Source organism: Pseudomonas sp. ML2-2023-3 (genome assembly GCF_037055275.1).
GTDB lineage: Bacteria > Pseudomonadota > Gammaproteobacteria > Pseudomonadales > Pseudomonadaceae > Aquipseudomonas.
Genome location: NZ_CP146343.1, coordinates 2,503,950 through 2,521,230 on the forward strand (window position 1 = coordinate 2,503,950; position 17,281 = coordinate 2,521,230).

The following is a 17,281-nucleotide window of genomic DNA, read 5'->3' on the forward strand; positions in this document are numbered from 1 at the left end:
CATGGATGAAAATGATCCTTGGCTGACTAACGAGCTAGCCGGATCATTGCAGCGTGCTGGCAATAAAGTATCAGTGGTTTGTCTGGACTGGTCGGGGAGTCTTAGTAGCAAAAAAAGCACGTTTTATATCACGTCGTCGGGCACTGAAGTATTTATCGAGAAACCGGTGGCTGTATTTTCTCGATTTCCTCTACTGTCCAAGCTGTTTAAGTGGGGGGGGTCATCTTGCGTAGCCTCCTTACTGGTTTCTAAGTTAGAAAAAAAAAATAGCTATGATTTAGTTATATGCTTCTCACCATTAGTAACTATGTCGCTTCCTGCCATTTTGTTGGCAGGGCTGATGAAGAAAAAGTCCTTGCTTATTCAGTGGGACTTTTTTCCTTATCATCAACGCCAGATTGGAATGATGCCGTCCGGTTTGATATTTAATGTGGCAAGGAAAGTGGAAGGTTTCCTTATTAGTCGCTTCAAATATATAGGATGTATGTCTCCCGCTAACATTTCCTATTTGCGATCACACTATCCTATTCGTCAAGAACAGACGGTTTTTACGCTGCCTATTTGGGGGGCTGCTAGTCAATTACCTAAAAGTGATCGTTCTTTAGTGCGAGAGAAATACGGGCTTCCCAATGACCAACCGATTATTGTTTTTGGTGGACAGTTGGTGCAAGGAAGAGGTATCGAAGACATTTTGGAAACTGCCAGGCTCGCAAAAATTCAATCCTGCCCAGCTACTTTCTTGATTATAGGCAGTGGGTTATTAGAGTGCCTGGTGGATGATTATATTTCCCAAGAAAATTCCAACGTGGTAAGACTCGCACATGTGCCACGCCAAGAATATCTAGAAATTATTGCGACTTGCGACTTGTCCCTGGTGTGTACCGTGCGGGATGTCGATGTGCCGAGCTACCCATCAAAAACTATCGATTACTTGAGAGTTGGACTTCCAATAGTCGCTTCAGTGGAAAAAACAACAGACTATGGCGAACATCTTGCCGCACTGGGTGTAGGTGTTTACACCGAGGCGGGTAAACCTGAAGAACTTTTGCGTGTAATTGATGAGTTGCTGAAAGATCCAGCACGTATGGCGGCGATGAAGACCCAAGGTCCCATCTGCTTTAGGGAGAATTTTGAAGTCGATAGTGTTGTATCAAATGCTTTAAAAGTTATTTCTGCAAATTAATTGGCATAGTGGGTGTTGAATGCAGGTTAACTTTGAAAGGATTCAGTATTTGCCTTTGATTTGCGGGTTAGGGTATTTGTTCTTGACCGTAGCTCTTTTTTTTGAAGGCGTATTTGACTGGCCAGTGGACAACGGAAGTGTGCTGTTAGTTTTTTTGATTGTTAGTTTTTTTGCTATTGGTCTTGGTTTTTTTATCGGTGTAGTAAAGAAAGGTTCAGGCAGAGAATTGAGTTCCTGGAGGACTTTTTATCGAGTTGGTGCTATTGCCAGTATTGTATTGGTTTTCCCGGCAACATGGGTATACACGGGGAAATGGCCTTGGGAAATCTTCAGTGTTTTGAAAAATCAAGGGCTTGCTTATGAAGATATGTTGGTGGCACTTGAAGCTGATGAATCAGGTATTAGAGGCTATCTGGCGATAGTGAAGGCTATTTTTGCCCCTTTTGTGTTTTGCGTAATTCCCTTTGCAATTTTGAAATGGAAAGAACTCCAAAAGCTAGATGTTCTGTTACTGATTACTCATATTGGTGCCATTCTCGTTTTTTCGCTTATGCGTGGAACAGACCGCGAGACGGGTGACTTGTTGGTTTATGTGATGATGGCGTCGATTGTTGTTGTCGCTCGACTAGCCGTTAAATATGGCCGATTTCCATTCAAGATTTCTCGCGTTGTCGCTATCTTGTTCTTATTAAGTGCAGTTTTTATCTTTACGCTTACGCTCTTTATCGAGCGTAAGGAGTCAAGGATGGGAGGGGCAGAAAGCTTTTGTATTGCGAAAGGTGTTGTTTGTTCAGAGCGCGACGCGAGAGAAACAGAGCTTTTTAAAGGAAGTGCATTCGCTTTCGAAATGCTTACAGCTTATGTTTCTCAGGGTTACTATGGTCTTTCCCTAGCGCTTAAGGAAGATTTTACTTCAACGTATGGCTTGGGGCACTCATCTTTTATTATGAGTGCGTACACAAAATACTTTGATGACTCGATATATAAGAGAAGTTATCTTTACAAGGTTAGTCAGGCTGGTTGGAATGACAAAGCTCAGTGGTCGAGCATGTTCCCATGGATTGCCAGCGATGTTGGCTTTCCTTCGATTCCTGTATTAATGGTTGTCTTCGGGTTTTTCTGGGGTAGTTCTTGGAAGAGTGCTGTTGTATACAACAGCGATGTCGGTACTTTGGTTTTTTTATTTCTGTCCTTGGCTGTTTTTTATATGCCGGCAAATAACCAATTAACACAAGCGCTGGATTCATATTATGCGTTTTTGTTTTGGTTCTTTATCTGGTTGTTTACGTCCAAGAATAAAGGCATAGAAAATTAACAATTTTCGCAAGTGAGGTCATTATGTTTAAAGGTAGAACGCTTCTAATTACAGGTGGTACGGGATCTTTTGGGAATGCGGTACTTAAAAAGTTTTTATCTACCGATATTAGAGAAATCCGGATTTTCAGCCGTGATGAAAAAAAACAAGATGATATGCGCAAGCATTATAATAATGCCAAGTTAAAATTTTATATTGGCGATGTCCGCGATTATCAAAGTGTGCTTAATGCTACTCGGGGAGTTGATTATATATTCCATGCTGCGGCACTGAAACAAGTACCATCATGCGAGTTTCATCCGATGGAGGCAGTCAAGACAAACGTCATAGGCACTGACAATGTGCTGGAAGCTGCCATCCAGAATGAAGTTAAGCGTGTAGTTTGTCTTAGCACGGATAAAGCGGTGTATCCCATCAATGCCATGGGTATTTCCAAGGCTATGATGGAAAAAGTGATGGTTGCCAAGTCACGAAATGTCGATGAAAGCAAAACGGTCATTTGTGGTACGCGCTACGGGAATGTCATGGCCTCCCGAGGTTCAGTCATTCCGCTCTTTATTGAACAAGTTCGAGCGGGAAAGCCACTGTCAATTACCGATCCGAACATGACCCGCTTCATGATGACTTTGGCGGATGCAGTTGATCTTGTTTTGTACGCATTCGAGCACGGTAACAACGGTGACTTGTTTGTTCAGAAGGCACCGGCAGCAACGGTAGAAATCTTGGCTCGTGCTTTGGTTACTATGATGGGCTTGCCAGAGCATCCTATACAGGTCATTGGCACTCGCCATGGTGAAAAATTATTTGAAGCGCTTCTGAGTCGAGAGGAAATGGCGTGCGCTGAAGACCGTGGACAGTACTTCCGAGTGCCGCCAGATTTGCGTGACCTGAACTACAGCAAATATGTTGAGCAAGGCGAAGAAAAAATATCCAGAATGGAAGATTACAACTCTCACAATACCGAACGACTTGATGTGGATGGCATGCAGCGGTTGCTTTTAAAGCTATCATTCATGCAGGCCATCCAGCGTGGCGAACACGTCACGCCTGAGGAGTAAGCCGTGAAAGTTCTTATCACAGGGGCGAATGGTTTTGTTGCACAAAATTTATATGTCCAGTTGCGCGAACGCAAGGATATAGAGATTTTGCGATTCTCTCGTGAGGACAGTTTGTTGTCACTGCAGGAAATGCTCTTGCAAGCGGATTTTGTGTTTCATCTTGCAGGTGTTAACCGACCTGAAAATCCAAAAGATTATACATCTGGCAATGTGGACCTTACACAGGCCGTGTGTGATGGAATCGTTGCAAGCGGCAGGAAGATACCCGTTCTATATACTTCTTCAAGTCAGGCTGTATTACAGAATGACTACGGCATAAGTAAGTTAGCGGCTGAAAAAGCGCTTATGGATTTTTCCGCTAAGCGGAATATACCAGTGTATCTATTTCGCTTGCCTAATGTGTTCGGCAAGTGGGCTAGACCGAATTACAATTCTGCGGTAGCCACTTTTTGCCATAATATAGCGCGCAATCAACCCATTCAGATCAATAATCCTGATGCGGTTATTACACTGGTCTATATTGATGATGTCATTGCTCATTTCATTTCCGTTATGGATGGGGCAGTGCAGGTCACTCCGTTTGTCGCGGTCGAACCTACTTATTCGGTAACGGTCGGGCAGTTGGCAGAGCAGCTCGCTGCATTTCGCGATAGCCGCCATAACTTGATAACGGAGGCGGTTGGGACAGGGCTGACACGCGCACTTTATTCCACGTATCTCAGCTATATACCTCCTGAACGATTTACCTATGAGGTTCCAAAATATGGGGATGCTCGTGGCGTATTCGTTGAAATGCTGAAGACCCGTGACGCGGGTCAATTTTCTTATTTTACGGCTCACCCAGGGATCACGCGAGGCGGACATTACCATCACTCAAAGACTGAGAAGTTTTTGGTCATCAAGGGTAATGCCTGTTTTCGTTTTCGGCATGTTGTATCAGGCGAGTTTTACGAGTTGTTCACTTCGGGTGAGAAGCCAGAAATTGTTGAAACTGTTCCTGGCTGGACCCACGATATCACCAATATTGGCAGCGATGAAATGATGGTCATGCTTTGGGCTAATGAAATATTTGATCGTGAGCACCCTGATACCTACACAATGCCTGTTGGTATCAAAGCCTAATTTATATTTTAATCAGAGTCTGTCATGAAAAAATTGAAAGTAGTTACTGTTGTCGGTACACGTCCTGAAATTATACGCTTGTCAAGGGTGATGGCTGCATTGGACGCGAGCTGTGAACACATACTGGTTCATACAGGTCAAAACTACGATTATGAACTCAATCAGATTTTTTTTGATGACCTCGGCATCCGTAAGCCAGATTATTTTTTAAACGCAGCAGGTAGTACAGGTGCCGAAACTATCGGGAATGTCATCATTGCCGTTGATCGTGTTCTTGCTGAAGTAGAGCCTGAAGCATTACTCGTTTTGGGCGATACCAATAGTTGTATGGCTGTGATTCCAGCAAAGCGTCGCAAAATTCCTACGTTCCATATGGAAGCGGGTAATCGTTGTTTCGATATGCGCGTCCCTGAAGAAATCAATCGCCGCATAGTCGATCACACGGCAGATATCAACCTGACCTACAGCACGATTGCACGTGACTATTTGCTCCGTGAAGGTCTGTCGCCAGATATGGTAATAAAGACCGGAAGTCCAATGTTCGAAGTGCTCAACTACTATCGTTCAGGTATCGATGCCTCTGACGTACTTAAACGATTGGGACTTGAGGCAGGCAAATTTTTTGTTGTCAGTGCGCACCGCGAAGAAAATATCGACTCCGATAAAAATTTTTTGAAGCTGGTTGATGTCTTGAACACAGTTGCCGAGCATTATGGGTATCCGGTGATTGTGTCAACTCATCCACGGACGCAAAAACGTGTTGATGCCATGGGCGTTACATTTCACGAAAATGTGCGTTTGCTTAAACCGTTGGGTTTCAAAGACTACAACAAACTGCAACTTGACTCGAAAGCGGCTTTGTCCGACAGCGGCACTATTAATGAAGAGTCATCAATTCTCAATTTTCCGGCGCTGAACTTGCGTGAAGCTCATGAGCGCCCAGAGGGTATGGAAGAAGCCGCAGTCATGATGGTGGGCTTGGAGGTTGAGCGAGTGATGCAAGCACTGGAGTTGCTGGACAGCCAGCAGCGTGGCGCGGATCGGTCGTTTCGCCTGGTAGAGGATTACAGCATGCCAAATGTCGCCGACAAAATTGTTCGTATCATTCACAGCTATCGCGACTATGTCATGCGTGTGGTCTGGAAAAGGTATTAAGTTAATGGGAGTCCGTGTTTTACTGTTGACTCAATGGTTTGATCCCGAACCCACATTCAAAGGGCTTGTGTTTGCAAGGGCGTTGGTCAAACAAGGGTTTGAAGTCGAGGTGGTAACGGGATTTCCTAATTACCCAGGTGGCAAAATATACCCAGGATTTAAGCTTAAATTGTTTCAAAAGGAAATTATTGACGGCGTTAAAGTAACCAGGCTTCCTTTATATCCCAGCCATGGGCAAAGCGGGGTAGGTCGAGTTGCTAATTATATGAGTTTCGCGGCAGCCAGTCTTTTTTATGGTGTTTTCTTCGCGAAACGGCCTAGTGTTATTTATGCGTACCATCCACCGTTGACAGTGGGTATCGCGGCCTCGATTATCCGTTTCTTTAGACGTGTGCCTGTACTGTACGATATTCAGGACATGTGGCCGGATACACTCAAGGCCACCGGCATGTTTTCCAATGAGAAACTGCTAGGTGTTGTGTCTCGAGTTTGTGATTGGGTGTATGGGCATGTCGATAAGCTGGTTGTGCTTTCTCCAGGGTTTAAAAAAACATTAATTCAACGGGGAGTTCCGGAAGAGAAGATTGAAGTTATTTATAATTGGTGTGCTGAAGAACAAATCACCACGAGTGCCGAGCCCAATTATTCTTTTTCTGATCACTCAAATTTCCGCATCCTCTTTGCTGGGAATATGGGCAAAGCTCAAGCATTGGATGTTGTTTTGGATGCGGCGTACACCTTGCAATCACGTAACAGGCCAGTTGAATTCATATTTCTCGGTGGGGGGATTGAAGTTGACGCACTAAAACGAATGGCTGTTGAAAAGTCACTCAAAAACGTTACCTTCTTACCTGCTGTTCCCATGGCTGAAGTCGGAGGGTATCTGAAAGCTGCAGATGCCCTCTTGGTGCACCTTAAAAAAGATCCGTTGTTCAAAATCACGATCCCTTCCAAAACGCAAGCTTACATGGCGGTTGGCAGACCATTATTAATGGCTGTCGATGGTGATGCTGCTGATCTTGTGAGGGAGAGTGGCTGTGGAGTGGTTGTCGAGTCCGAAAATGTAGACTCACTTGTCTCGGGTGTGGAAAAGCTGTTGGATTCCACTGCTGAAGAACTCGCGCTGATGTCTAAACAAGGGCGTGATTTTTATCGCAAACACTTATCGCTTGATCAAGGGATCTTGAAATTTTCGAGGGCTTTTAACCTTCTTGCGAATAAATAGAACATTGTTCTTGATCGTCATATTGATGGCTGAGAGTTGGACAGGGTGCAGGTGAGGTTTATGGTTAAGCGTTTATTTGACGTTGTTGTTTCTTTGGTTGCATTGATTTTATTGTCCCCCGTCCTGCTGTTGGTTACCTGGTTAGTCAGGCGGAATCTTGGATCCCCGGTTCTTTTTCGTCAGGTACGTCCAGGTATGCATGGCAAACTGTTCGAAATGATTAAGTTCAGAACCATGCGGGATGCATTTGATCATTCAGGAAACCCGCTGCCTGATAGCGATCGAATGACAAGGTTGGGCAGTTTTTTACGTTCCAGCAGTCTTGATGAGTTGCCAGGGCTCTGGAACGTATTGAAAGGTGATATGAGTCTGGTGGGGCCCAGGCCTTTATTGGTTGAGTACCTCCCGCTTTATAGTCCTGAACAGGCACGACGTCATGATGTGAAGCCGGGTATTACTGGCTGGGCACAAGTTAATGGCCGTAATGCCATAAGCTGGGAGCAGAAGTTCCAATACGACATCTGGTATGTTGAAAACCGGTCATTTTGGTTGGATTGCAAGATCATTGCCTTGACTCTCAAAAAAGTGTTTGTGCGTGAAGGTATTAGCGCTGAGGGGGAGGTAACCATGTCAAAATTTTTGGGTGAAAAGCCTCAAGTAAAATTCGCAATTCTAGGGGCTGGAGGTCACTCGAGAGTGGTTGCCGATACAGCCGAATGCTGCGGCTGGACAGATATAGAGTTTTTTGATGACTGCTGGCCTTCGACTAAATTTTCGGGCCATTGGCCGGTTGTCGGCGATACTCAAACGCTCTTGGCACGCTTCAAGGAATTTGACGGCGTCATCGTTGCTATCGGTAATAATCAAGTTCGACGTTTAAAAATGGATGAACTCAGCAAGAGCGGTATTGTTTGTAACTCTTTGGTCCATCCATCGGCAACGATCAGTCGATACGCTACTCTTGGGGAGGGGGTCGTGGCTTTTGCAGGGGTTGTTGTTAATGCCGGTGTTAAGATTGGCGATGGAGTCATTCTGAGCACGGCCTGCAGTATTGATCATGATTGTGTTTTGGATGACTGTGTTCATGTAAGCCCTGGCGCGAGAATTGCGGGGGCTGTCCAGGTTGGACATATGAGCTGGATTGGAATTGGTGCCTGCGTCAGACAAGAAATCAGGATCGGTGCCAAGGTCACGGTGGGTGCCGGCGCCGTAGTGATTAATAATATTGCCGATGGTCTGACCGTTGTTGGTGTTCCTGCCAAAGCTTTGTCTAAACAATAATCGCCTGGATGTGTTCTTTTTTATCAGGCTTATGTCATCCCGGACGTGCTCGGGCTGATTTTCGCAATATTCAAATTATGGGAACTGAATTGTGTTGAATACCCCATTTTCTCCTTGGCCTTCTTTCACGGAAGAAGAAGCCGATGCCGCACGTGATGTCATCTTGTCAAACAAGGTCAACTACTGGACAGGTCAGGAAACGCGATCTTTTGAAAAAGAGTTCGCCGAGTGGTCGGGCACTGACTATGCCGTTGCCCTGGCTAATGGCACCGTGGCCCTTGATCTGGCGTTGAAAGCACTCGGAATTGGCGCCGGGGATGAGGTTATCGTAACGTCACGTACTTTCCTGGCGTCGGTTTCGAGCATTGTCAATGCTGGAGCGATCCCTGTTTTTGCTGACGTTGATCTGGACTCGCAGAACTTTTCAGCGCAAACCATCCAGGCGGTTTTGACTCCTCGCACTAAAGCTTTGATCTGTGTTCATTTGGCGGGATGGCCATGTGATATGGATCCGATCATGGCCTTGGCTAACGAGTATGGCCTGAAAGTGATCGAGGATTGTGCCCAGGCTCACGGTGCTCACTATAAAGGTCGTCCGGTCGGTTCTATTGGCCATATTGGTGCCTGGTCATTCTGTCAGGACAAGATTATGACCACTGGAGGCGAGGGCGGCATGGTCACCACCAATGATCGTCAGCTTTGGGCTGACATGTGGGCTTATAAAGACCATGGCAAGAGCTGGGAAGCCGTCTACGAGCGTGAGCACGCTCCAGGATTTCGCTGGCTGCATGAAAGTTTCGGTACCAATTGGCGGATGCTTGAAGTTCAGGCTGTCATCGGACGGATTCAGTTGCGTCGCATGCAGGACTGGCACCGCGCTCGCCTGAATAATGCCCAGTCCATCTGGAAAGCTGCCCGGCAGCTCCCGGCACTTCGCGTTCCCGTGTTGCCTGACGATGCGGTGCACGCAGCCTATAAATGTTATGTATTTGTTCGTCCTGATTGCCTCAAGTCTGATTGGTCCCGAGACCGGATTCTCAATGAAATTTCCGCGCGGGGAGTACCAGCTTTTGCTGGCTCATGCTCAGAGGTTTATCTGGAAAAAGCTTTCGACAATACTGACTGGCGTCCCGTGCAGCGTCTGGTTAATGCGAGAGAACTGGGTGAGACGAGTATGATGTTCATGGTTCATCCAACATTGACCGCGCAAGAAATCGCGTTGACCTGCAAAGTGATCAGCGAGGTTGTTCAGCTAGCTTCGTTGGTGTGAGGTGTAACCTTGCGGTGTTGGTTCGGAGTACCGGGCCGCAAAGTGCTGATGGTTTTTTAGAGCAGCAAAGGTGTCATGGGATTTATGGATAAAGTTCGAGCTTACTTACTCAGCCTTTCGCGGCGACAGAAACGCATTATTCAAGTCACAGCAGATGTGGTCCTCGTTTGGCTTGCTTTGTGGCTTGCGTTCGTTGTGCGTCTTGGCATCGACGAGATGATCAATCCGGTCAAATTGCACTTTTGGGTATTTGTAGTTGCACCAATAGTTTCCATCCCCTTTTTTATTCGCTTCGGCATGTATCGCGCCGTGATGCGATATTTTGGCAACGATGCCTTGATCGCAATTATCAAGGCCGTCAGCCTTTCTTCGTTGGTCTTGGCTGTTGTGATGTACTGGTACAGCACTCCCGCCAATGCCGTCCCGCGCTCGATCATATTTAATTATTGGTGGCTGAGCCTGGTAATGCTCGGTGGTTTGCGCCTGGCTATGCGTCAGTACTTTTTGGGTGACTGGTTCTCGGCTGCTCAACATGTGCCTTTCGCCAGTCGTGATGATGGCCTGACGCGCGTAGCCATTTACGGTGCCGGTGCAGCAGGTAATCAGCTGGTTGCTGCCTTGAGAATGGGGCGGGCCATGCGGCCTGTGGCGTTCATAGATGATGATGAGGGGATTGCTGATCGCATCATCTCCGGCTTGCAGGTATTCAAACCCGAGCACATTCAGCTGATGATTGATCGTACGGGAGCCCAGGAAGTGCTGTTGGCGGTTCCTTCATCGTCCCGCGGTCGGCGTCGTGAGATCCTGAGTTTGCTTGAGGGCTTTCCGCTCCATGTTCGCAGTGTTCCTGGCTTTATGGATTTGGCCAGTGGGCGGGTCAAGGTTGATGACATTCAGGAAGTGGACATAGCCGATTTGCTGGGGCGTGATCCGGTTCCGGCCCAGGGTGAGCTGCTGGAGCACTGCATTAAAGGTCAGTGTGTCCTGGTGACGGGGGCAGGTGGTTCCATCGGCTCGGAGCTGTGTCGCCAGATTCTGGCTCTTAGACCGACTACTTTGTTGCTGTACGAGCATAGCGAATTTAATCTTTACAGTATTTATGGCGAGCTGGAACAGCGGGTTGGTCGCGAGTCCCTTTCGGTGAAGGTGCTACCGATTTTGGGTTCGGTGCGTAACCCGCATAAATTACTGGATGTGATGAAGACCTGGCATGTCGATACGGTCTATCACGCAGCGGCTTATAAGCATGTGCCCATGGTTGAGCACAATATCGCCGAAGGTGTACTCAATAATGTCATGGGCACGCTCAATACCGCCCAGGCGGCTCTGCAGTCTGGTGTCGCGAACTTTGTACTGATTTCAACTGACAAGGCTGTGCGACCGACGAATGTGATGGGTAGCACCAAGCGCTTGGCCGAAATGACGTTGCAGGCACTCAGTCGCGAGATTGCGCCTGTGCTATTTGACGATGCCGCTAATGTGTCACGGGTTAACAAGACCCGGTTCACTATGGTTCGTTTCGGTAATGTACTGGGCTCTTCCGGGTCTGTGATTCCGCTTTTCCATAAGCAGATAAAGGCCGGTGGTCCGCTGACAGTGACCCACCCCAAGATTACCCGCTATTTCATGACTATCCCTGAGGCCGCGCAGTTGGTCATTCAGGCCGGCTCGATGGGGCAAGGTGGCGATGTCTTTGTCCTGGACATGGGCGAGCCTGTGCGCATTGTCGAGTTGGCCGAAAAGATGATTCACCTCTCCGGTTTGAGTGTTCGCTCTGATAAAAACCTGCATGGCGACATAGAAATTGAGTTCACTGGCTTGCGTCCTGGCGAAAAGCTTTACGAAGAGTTACTGATTGGTGACAACGTAGTCGCAACTCGTCATCCAATGATCATGTGCGCGAACGAGGACATGTTGCCTTGGGATGAGTTGAAAGAGCGTTTGTCTCAACTGCTTGATGCTGTTGATATGGATGACTATGTCCGGGTACGCCAGTTGTTGCGTGAGACCGTCAGTGGTTATGCGCCCGAGGGTGAAATCGTGGACTGGATCCATCAGCAGCGTCGCAGCGAGTTTTCCTGACTACATACTCTGCAATGCACTGATTTTTGACACTCGACCTCCATCGCCTACGTTTGGAATACAGCTCAGGAGAGCTGTATTCCACTTAACGATGTAATGGAGTGTCACTTATGCGTATCGCTTTTATCTCTTCGATTTTTTTGGCTTTGATGGTGGGTTTTTCGAGCGTGATTCATGCTGCCCCGTCGGTAGAGGCAACTGAGCCGGTTGTCGCTGCGCAAGTTGCATCAGATGCGCAAGTGGTGACGATCAATCTCAACACCGCGGATGAGGCGACGCTTCAACGTGAACTCTCAGGTGTTGGTGCTGTTAAAGCCAAGGCGATCGTGGCTTACCGCGAGGCTAACGGTGACTTCACGTCAGCCGATGAGTTGCTTGAGGTCAAAGGGATAGGCAAAGCCATCTTTGAAAAGAATCGGGATAAGGTTGCGGTCAAGTAACCCGGGCAGTTAAGCGAAGAAAGCCAGTCATTGACTGGCTTTTTTTTATTCGTGGCGCACGTATTCAGGTGTGTGGTGTTGATTGCTTCGTAAGCGCTCCATAAACGTAACCGTCCGGCCAGCACCCTCTGCTGACAGCCCTCCGAATTGGCCAAGATAGTGGACACCATTTTTTAGTGGACACTATCTTGGATATCATTGCCCCAGCCCGTCGACCCGGTCGTCGCCCCAACTTCCCGCCAGAGTTCAAACGCAAAGTTGTCGAAGCCACGTTCCAGCCTGGCGCCTCCGTGTCGTTGATCGCTCGTGAGCATGACGTCAATGCCAACCTGGTCTTTCGCTGGCGGCAGCAATATCAAGAGGGCTTGTTCGGCCCGGCCAGCCAGAGTGCAACGCTTTTGCCTGTCCAGGTGATCGAGGCGCCAATAGATTTACCGCAAGTCATTCAGTCACCGCCTGAGTGTCATTCCGTGATCGTTGTTGAGGCGGGAAAAGCCAAGCTGCGCATCACTGGCACGCCTGACCCGCAGACCCTGCAACTCATCTTGCAGCAGTTACTGCGATGATTGCTCCGCCCGCTGGAACCCGCATCTGGATCGCTGCCGGCGTCACGGACATGCGCCGTGGCTTCGACGGTTTAGCCGCACTGGTGCAGACTCAGCTTGAAGCCGATCCGTTCTCCGGTCAGATCTTTGCTTTTCGCGGACGGCGCGGTGACCGGATCAAATTGCTATGGTGGGACGGCGACGGGTTGTGTCTGTTTTGCAAACGGTTGGAACAAGGACGCTTTGTCTGGCCGCAAGCAACCAGCGGCAGCGTGTCGCTGACGGCTGCGCAGTTGTCGATGCTGTTGGAAGGCATTGATTGGCGCAGGCCAATTCGTACAGCACCCATCCTCGCGGTCTGACTTGCCACGCTGAAAAAATCCCAAGTAACATTCGGTCATGACGCTCGCGACCGACTCTTTGCCTAACGATCTTCAAGCCTTGAAGGCTCTGGTCTCTGCCCAGCGGGCAGAGATTGAGCGCTTGAAAATGATGATCGCCAAGCTGCGTCGTATGCAGTTCGGTCGCAGTTCCGAGCAACTGGACGCCATGATCGACCAACTCCAGTTGAGCCTTGAAGAGTTGCAAGTCAGCCAGACTGAACTGACACCACCAATCGAACCGCCCCCTCGCGTCGTCTCTCGGCGCAAGCCGTTGCCTGAACACCTGCCTCGCGAAATTCACGTCCATCAGCCCGAATCGCAATGCTCCGGTTGCGGTGGGAAACTTCGCCATTTGGGGGAGGATGTGTCTGAGGTGCTGGAGTACGTCCCAGCGCGTTTCAAAGTGATCCGCCATGTTCGCCCCAAGTGGGTTTGCCGCTGCTGCGAGCACATCGCTCAGGTGCCGGCACCGAGTCGCCCGATAGCCCGAGGCCTTGCAGGCCCTGGGCTACTGGCCCACGTGCTGGTCTCCAAGTTTGTTGACCATTTGCCGCTGTATCGTATCCGCTCCATGAACCCCACATTCCAAGCGGATAGCTGACGGCCGATGCTGTGCTCCCTATTTCCAACAGGAGCCAATCACCATGATGCGTCCCAATGCCAGCGTTGAAAAAGTGTACCTCTATCCAAAGCCGGTAGACTTTAGAAAGTCCATCGATGGCCTGGCTGCGCTGGTCGAACTGGATATCAAGGTCGCGGTGTTTGACCCCGTGCTCTTTGTTTTCCTGAATCGCCACCGTAACCGCGTCAAAGTGTTGTACTGGGAGCGCAACGGCTTCTGCCTTTGGCTCAAGCGTCTGGAGTCCGAGCGTTTTAAAATCTCACCTGATGAGGTGGACGAGGCTATCGTGCTGACCGTTCAGGAACTGAACTGGCTATTGGATGGATTTGATCTCTGGCGCAACCGTCCTCACAAGGTTTTAACGCCAAGATTCGTCGCTTAACAGGTATAATCCGGGCATGAATTTGATGCCCGAAGACCTCCCTGATGACCCTATTCTGCTCAAGCAAATGTTGCTTGAGGCACTCAGCCGTCAGCAGGTAACGGCTGAGGCATACCAGACTCATATCGTCGATCTAAAAGAACAGATCAAGTTGCTGCGCGACCGTTTATTCGGGCGTAAATCCGAGCAGACCGTTGAACCCAACACCCCACAACTCGCGTTATTCAACGAGCCCGAAAGCGAGCCGATGCCTTCAATCGGCGACGCTGACGAAGAAGTGGTTGCTCCGACCCCACGTCGTGGCAAACGCAAGCCACTGTCAGCTGATCTACCGCGCATCGAAGTCATCCACGAACTGCCCGAGCACGAACTGACCTGTGCCTGCGGTTGCCGCAAGCACGTGATCAGCGAAGAAATCAGCGAACAGCTGGATATCGTGCCGATGCAGATCCGGGTCATCAAACATATCCGCAAGGTTTACGGTTGCCGTGGCTGCGAAACGTCACCGGTCACCGCCGACAAGCCGGCTCAACTGATCGAAAAGAGCATGGCCAGTCCAAGCGTTCTGGCCATGCTGCTGACCACGAAGGTAAGCGCTCCATAAACCCCACATTCAAAGCGCTTAGCTGATCCCGGATGCTGTGCTCCCGATTCCCTCAGGAGCCAGCTCGCCATGATGCGACCCGATGCCAAAGTCGAAAAAGTGTATCTGTACCCCAAGCCGGTGGACTTCCGAAAATCCATCGACGGCTTGGCTGCGCTGGTCGAGCTGGATATTAAAGTCGCAGTATTCGACCCTGTGCTTTTCGTTTTCCTCAACAAGCCCCGCAACCGAGTGAAGATATTGTATTGGGAGCGCAACGGCTTCTGCCTTTGGCTCAAGCGCCTCGAGTCCGAACGATTCAAAACATCGCCGGACTCCACCGACGAGGCGATCGTTCTGACCGTCCAGGAACTCAACTGGATGCTCGATGGCTTTGACCTCTGGCGTAACCGCCCTCACCAAGTTTTGACACCGCGATTCGTAGCCTGATTCGGTATAATCCGGGCCATGAATTCCATGCCCGAAAACCTTCCCGATGATCCCGTGCTGCTCAAGCAAATGCTTGGGCAGATGCTCGACGAGCGTCAGTTGGACAAGGGAAAGATTGTTCGGCTCGAAGAGCAGAATGCCCTCCTGCTTCAGCGTCTGTTCGGACGTAAGTCCGAGCAAACAGCTGATGCGGCAACGCCGCAACTGGCCCTCTTCAATGAAGTAGAAAGCGTCGTCGAGCCTGTGGACGAAGCCTCATCTGAAGAAGTCGTTGCCCCGATCAAGCGCCGCGGCAAACGCAAGCCACTGCCCGCCGACCTGCCGCGCATCGAGATTATCCACGAACTTCCCGAACATGAACTGACGTGCGTCTGCGGCTGCCGCAAACACACTATTGGCGAAGAAGTCAGCGAGCAGCTTGAAATCGTGCCGATGCAGATCCGTGTGATCAGACACGTTCGCAAAGTTTACGGTTGCCGCGACTGCGAGATGGCGCCGGTCACTGCTGACAAGCCGGCTCAACTGATTGAAAAAAGCATGGCCAGCCCAAGTGTTCTGGCGATGCTGCTGACCACCAAGTACGTCGATGGACTACCGCTTCACCGTTTCGAAAAAGTCTTGGGCCGCCATGGTGTCGATATCCCGCGCCAGACGTTGGCACGCTGGGTTATCCAGTGCGGTGAACACTTTCAGCCGCTGCTGAATTTAATGCGCGATAGCCTGTTGGGCAGCCGTGTTGTCCACTGCGATGAAACACGGGTACAGGTGTTGAAAGAGCCTGACCGAGATCCAAGCAGCCAGTCCTGGATGTGGGTGCAAACCGGCGGCCCGCCAGATAAACCAGTGATCCTTTTTGACTACTCCACCAGCCGCGCGCAGGAGGTGCCGACACGCCTGCTCGATGGTTATCGTGGCTATGTGATGACCGATGATTACGCCGGTTATAACGCGTTGGGCGCGCAGGCCGGAGTCGAACGTTTGGGCTGCTGGGCGCACGCAAGGCGCAAGTTTGTTGAAGCCCAAAAAGTACAGCCGAAAGGCAAGACGGGACGTGCTGACATCGCGCTGAACCTGATCAACAAACTCTATGGTGTAGAGCGTGATCTGAAGGATGCGTGCGACGACGATCGTAAAACTGGCCGTCATGATCGGAGTCTGCCAGTGCTGGCTCAGTTAAAAAGCTGGATGGAAAAGACGCAGCCACAAGTTACGTCTCAGAACGCCTTGGGCAAGGCCATCGGCTATCTGGCGAGTAACTGGAACAAACTGGAACGGTACGCCGAGGAAGGCTATTTGCCGATCGACAACAACCCCGCCGAGCGTGCGATCAGGCCCTTCGTCATCGGAAGAAAGAACTGGTTGTTTAGCGACACCCCCAAAGGCGCGACGGCCAGTGCTCAACTTTACAGCTTGGTCGAGACTGCCAAAGCCAACGGCCAAGAGCCCTATGCGTGGCTGCGCCACGCATTAGAACGGCTGCCACTGGCGACCTCGGTTGAAGATTACGAAGCGCTGTTGCCGTGGAACTGCTCGCTGGTGTCGCCTAACTAGGCGCGTTACCCATCTTTAAGTTGGTGGGGTTTATGGAGCGCTTACATTGCTTCAAGGCGCTACGCGTTATGTCGAGGATCTTGTCCTTTAACGCCGTGCTCTCAGCCCCGCGTGCTAGAACCAGTGCTCCGACCAGAGTCGCGAAAATGACAATGCTTTGGTCTTCGGCATCTGGCCCTTGCAGTGTGGCCTGGATCTGTTTGAGCCTTGCATCGATCACGTAGTCTGTGGTCGAGCTAGCCTGCCCCTGTTGTGCCATTTCTGCTGACATGGTTGGTAACGGGCAACCCTCGTGGGGGGAGGTCAGGTGCCACTCGGACAAATATGCATCAATGAATGCGTGCAGAGGTTGTGGCTGGCTGAACAGTTCGGCGCAAATTCCGTCAACCTGTCCAGCGGCGTGCTGCAATGCTTTTTCTACCAGGTCGTTTTTGGATGAGAAGTGAGCATAAAAACCGCCGTGGGTGAGGCCCAGGGATTTCATCAGTGGCTGCAGGCCCGTCGCACCAATGCCGTCTCGACGGAACAGGCCTGATGCTTCCTTAACGATGCGCTGATGGGTTTGGGCTTTATGATCTTGTGAGTAGCGCATGACACATGTCTCTTTATGCAATGGACCATCATAGCGTTGAGC

Annotated in this window: 14 protein-coding genes and 5 pseudogenes; 18 read left to right on the forward strand and 1 reads right to left on the reverse strand. The window is 49.8% G+C overall.

Annotated features, from left to right (window positions below; translation table 11 throughout):
* Position 1 precedes the first annotated feature (1 nt).
* From V6P94_RS11605 to tnpC, 18 genes and pseudogenes are all read left to right on the forward strand, one after another.
* Entirely contained in the window at positions 2-1,183 is a 1,182-nt protein-coding gene (locus V6P94_RS11605; protein ID WP_338649352.1) for a glycosyltransferase family 4 protein, read from the forward strand.
* Between the two features lie 82 nt (positions 1,184-1,265).
* Positions 1,266-2,498, forward strand: a complete 1,233-nt coding sequence (locus V6P94_RS11610; RefSeq protein ID WP_338649353.1) for a hypothetical protein — start codon at positions 1,266-1,268, stop codon at positions 2,496-2,498.
* 23 nt (positions 2,499-2,521) lie between these two features.
* A complete protein-coding gene (locus V6P94_RS11615; RefSeq protein WP_133077113.1) occupies positions 2,522-3,556 on the forward strand; it encodes a polysaccharide biosynthesis protein in 1,035 nt (344 codons plus the stop codon).
* A 3-nt stretch (positions 3,557-3,559) separates the two neighbouring features.
* Positions 3,560-4,678, forward strand: coding sequence for a UDP-2-acetamido-2,6-beta-L-arabino-hexul-4-ose reductase (locus tag V6P94_RS11620; protein WP_133077114.1), 1,119 nt, complete (start codon positions 3,560-3,562; stop codon positions 4,676-4,678).
* A gap of 24 nt (positions 4,679-4,702) precedes the next feature.
* A complete protein-coding gene (gene wecB / locus V6P94_RS11625) occupies positions 4,703-5,833 on the forward strand; it encodes a non-hydrolyzing UDP-N-acetylglucosamine 2-epimerase (RefSeq protein ID WP_326398245.1) in 1,131 nt (376 codons plus the stop codon).
* A gap of 4 nt (positions 5,834-5,837) precedes the next feature.
* Positions 5,838-7,058, forward strand: a complete 1,221-nt coding sequence (locus V6P94_RS11630; protein ID WP_338649354.1) for a glycosyltransferase family 4 protein — start codon at positions 5,838-5,840, stop codon at positions 7,056-7,058.
* Between the two features lie 60 nt (positions 7,059-7,118).
* Positions 7,119-7,709, forward strand: a pseudogene (locus V6P94_RS11635) (sugar transferase); the annotation flags it as partial.
* A gap of 21 nt (positions 7,710-7,730) precedes the next feature.
* Positions 7,731-8,339, forward strand: a pseudogene (locus V6P94_RS11640) (acetyltransferase); the annotation flags it as partial.
* 91 nt (positions 8,340-8,430) lie between these two features.
* Positions 8,431-9,609 (forward strand): DegT/DnrJ/EryC1/StrS family aminotransferase, encoded by a 1,179-nt coding sequence (locus tag V6P94_RS11645; RefSeq protein ID WP_133077118.1) that lies wholly within the window; start codon positions 8,431-8,433, stop codon positions 9,607-9,609.
* Positions 9,610-9,693: 84 nt separating this feature from the next.
* Entirely contained in the window at positions 9,694-11,691 is a 1,998-nt protein-coding gene (locus V6P94_RS11650; protein ID WP_133077119.1) for a polysaccharide biosynthesis protein, read from the forward strand.
* A 110-nt stretch (positions 11,692-11,801) separates the two neighbouring features.
* Positions 11,802-12,131, forward strand: a complete 330-nt coding sequence (locus tag V6P94_RS11655; RefSeq protein ID WP_133077120.1) for a helix-hairpin-helix domain-containing protein — start codon at positions 11,802-11,804, stop codon at positions 12,129-12,131.
* 260 nt (positions 12,132-12,391) lie between these two features.
* A pseudogene (locus tag V6P94_RS25060) lies at positions 12,392-12,697 on the forward strand (transposase); the annotation flags it as partial.
* Positions 12,694-13,038 carry an IS66 family insertion sequence element accessory protein TnpB gene (tnpB, locus tag V6P94_RS11665; RefSeq protein ID WP_048351026.1) on the forward strand — a complete coding sequence of 115 codons (345 nt, stop codon included), beginning with the start codon at positions 12,694-12,696 and terminating at the stop codon, positions 13,036-13,038. The pseudogene V6P94_RS25060 and the gene tnpB (V6P94_RS11665), both read left to right, overlap by 4 nt.
* Positions 13,039-13,075: 37 nt before the next feature.
* Positions 13,076-13,621 (forward strand): annotated as a pseudogene (locus V6P94_RS11670) (IS66 family transposase zinc-finger binding domain-containing protein); the annotation flags it as partial.
* Positions 13,622-13,703: 82 nt separating this feature from the next.
* Entirely contained in the window at positions 13,704-14,063 is a 360-nt protein-coding gene (gene tnpB / locus V6P94_RS11675) for an IS66 family insertion sequence element accessory protein TnpB (protein ID WP_252117532.1), read from the forward strand.
* Between the two features lie 16 nt (positions 14,064-14,079).
* A pseudogene (locus V6P94_RS11680) lies at positions 14,080-14,652 on the forward strand (IS66 family transposase zinc-finger binding domain-containing protein); the annotation flags it as partial.
* A gap of 84 nt (positions 14,653-14,736) precedes the next feature.
* On the forward strand, positions 14,737-15,096 hold the full coding sequence (gene tnpB / locus V6P94_RS11685) for an IS66 family insertion sequence element accessory protein TnpB (protein ID WP_317757738.1): 360 nt from the start codon (positions 14,737-14,739) through the stop codon (positions 15,094-15,096).
* An 18-nt stretch (positions 15,097-15,114) separates the two neighbouring features.
* Positions 15,115-16,647 carry an IS66 family transposase gene (tnpC, locus tag V6P94_RS11690; RefSeq protein ID WP_338649312.1) on the forward strand — a complete coding sequence of 511 codons (1,533 nt, stop codon included), beginning with the start codon at positions 15,115-15,117 and terminating at the stop codon, positions 16,645-16,647.
* Here the strand turns inward: tnpC and V6P94_RS11695 are convergent.
* Positions 16,640-17,239 carry a TetR/AcrR family transcriptional regulator gene (locus V6P94_RS11695; RefSeq protein ID WP_338649355.1) on the reverse strand — a complete coding sequence of 200 codons (600 nt, stop codon included), beginning with the start codon at positions 17,237-17,239 and terminating at the stop codon, positions 16,640-16,642. The genes tnpC and V6P94_RS11695 overlap by 8 nt on opposite strands.
* Positions 17,240-17,281: the final 42 nt, after the last annotated feature.

Coding starts and splice junctions, on each gene's coding strand:
- V6P94_RS11605 (WP_338649352.1), top strand. CDS start 2: ATGGATGAAAATGATCCTTGGCTGACTAACGAGCTAGCCGGATCATTG.
- V6P94_RS11615 (WP_133077113.1), top strand. CDS start 2,522: ATGTTTAAAGGTAGAACGCTTCTAATTACAGGTGGTACGGGATCTTTT.
- wecB (WP_326398245.1), top strand. CDS start 4,703: ATGAAAAAATTGAAAGTAGTTACTGTTGTCGGTACACGTCCTGAAATT.
- V6P94_RS11630 (WP_338649354.1), top strand. CDS start 5,838: ATGGGAGTCCGTGTTTTACTGTTGACTCAATGGTTTGATCCCGAACCC.
- V6P94_RS11650 (WP_133077119.1), top strand. CDS start 9,694: ATGGATAAAGTTCGAGCTTACTTACTCAGCCTTTCGCGGCGACAGAAA.
- V6P94_RS11655 (WP_133077120.1), top strand. CDS start 11,802: ATGCGTATCGCTTTTATCTCTTCGATTTTTTTGGCTTTGATGGTGGGT.
- tnpB (WP_048351026.1), top strand. CDS start 12,694: ATGATTGCTCCGCCCGCTGGAACCCGCATCTGGATCGCTGCCGGCGTC.
- tnpB (WP_252117532.1), top strand. CDS start 13,704: ATGATGCGTCCCAATGCCAGCGTTGAAAAAGTGTACCTCTATCCAAAG.
- tnpB (WP_317757738.1), top strand. CDS start 14,737: ATGATGCGACCCGATGCCAAAGTCGAAAAAGTGTATCTGTACCCCAAG.
- tnpC (WP_338649312.1), top strand. CDS start 15,115: ATGAATTCCATGCCCGAAAACCTTCCCGATGATCCCGTGCTGCTCAAG.
- V6P94_RS11695 (WP_338649355.1), bottom strand. CDS start 17,239: ATGCGCTACTCACAAGATCATAAAGCCCAAACCCATCAGCGCATCGTT.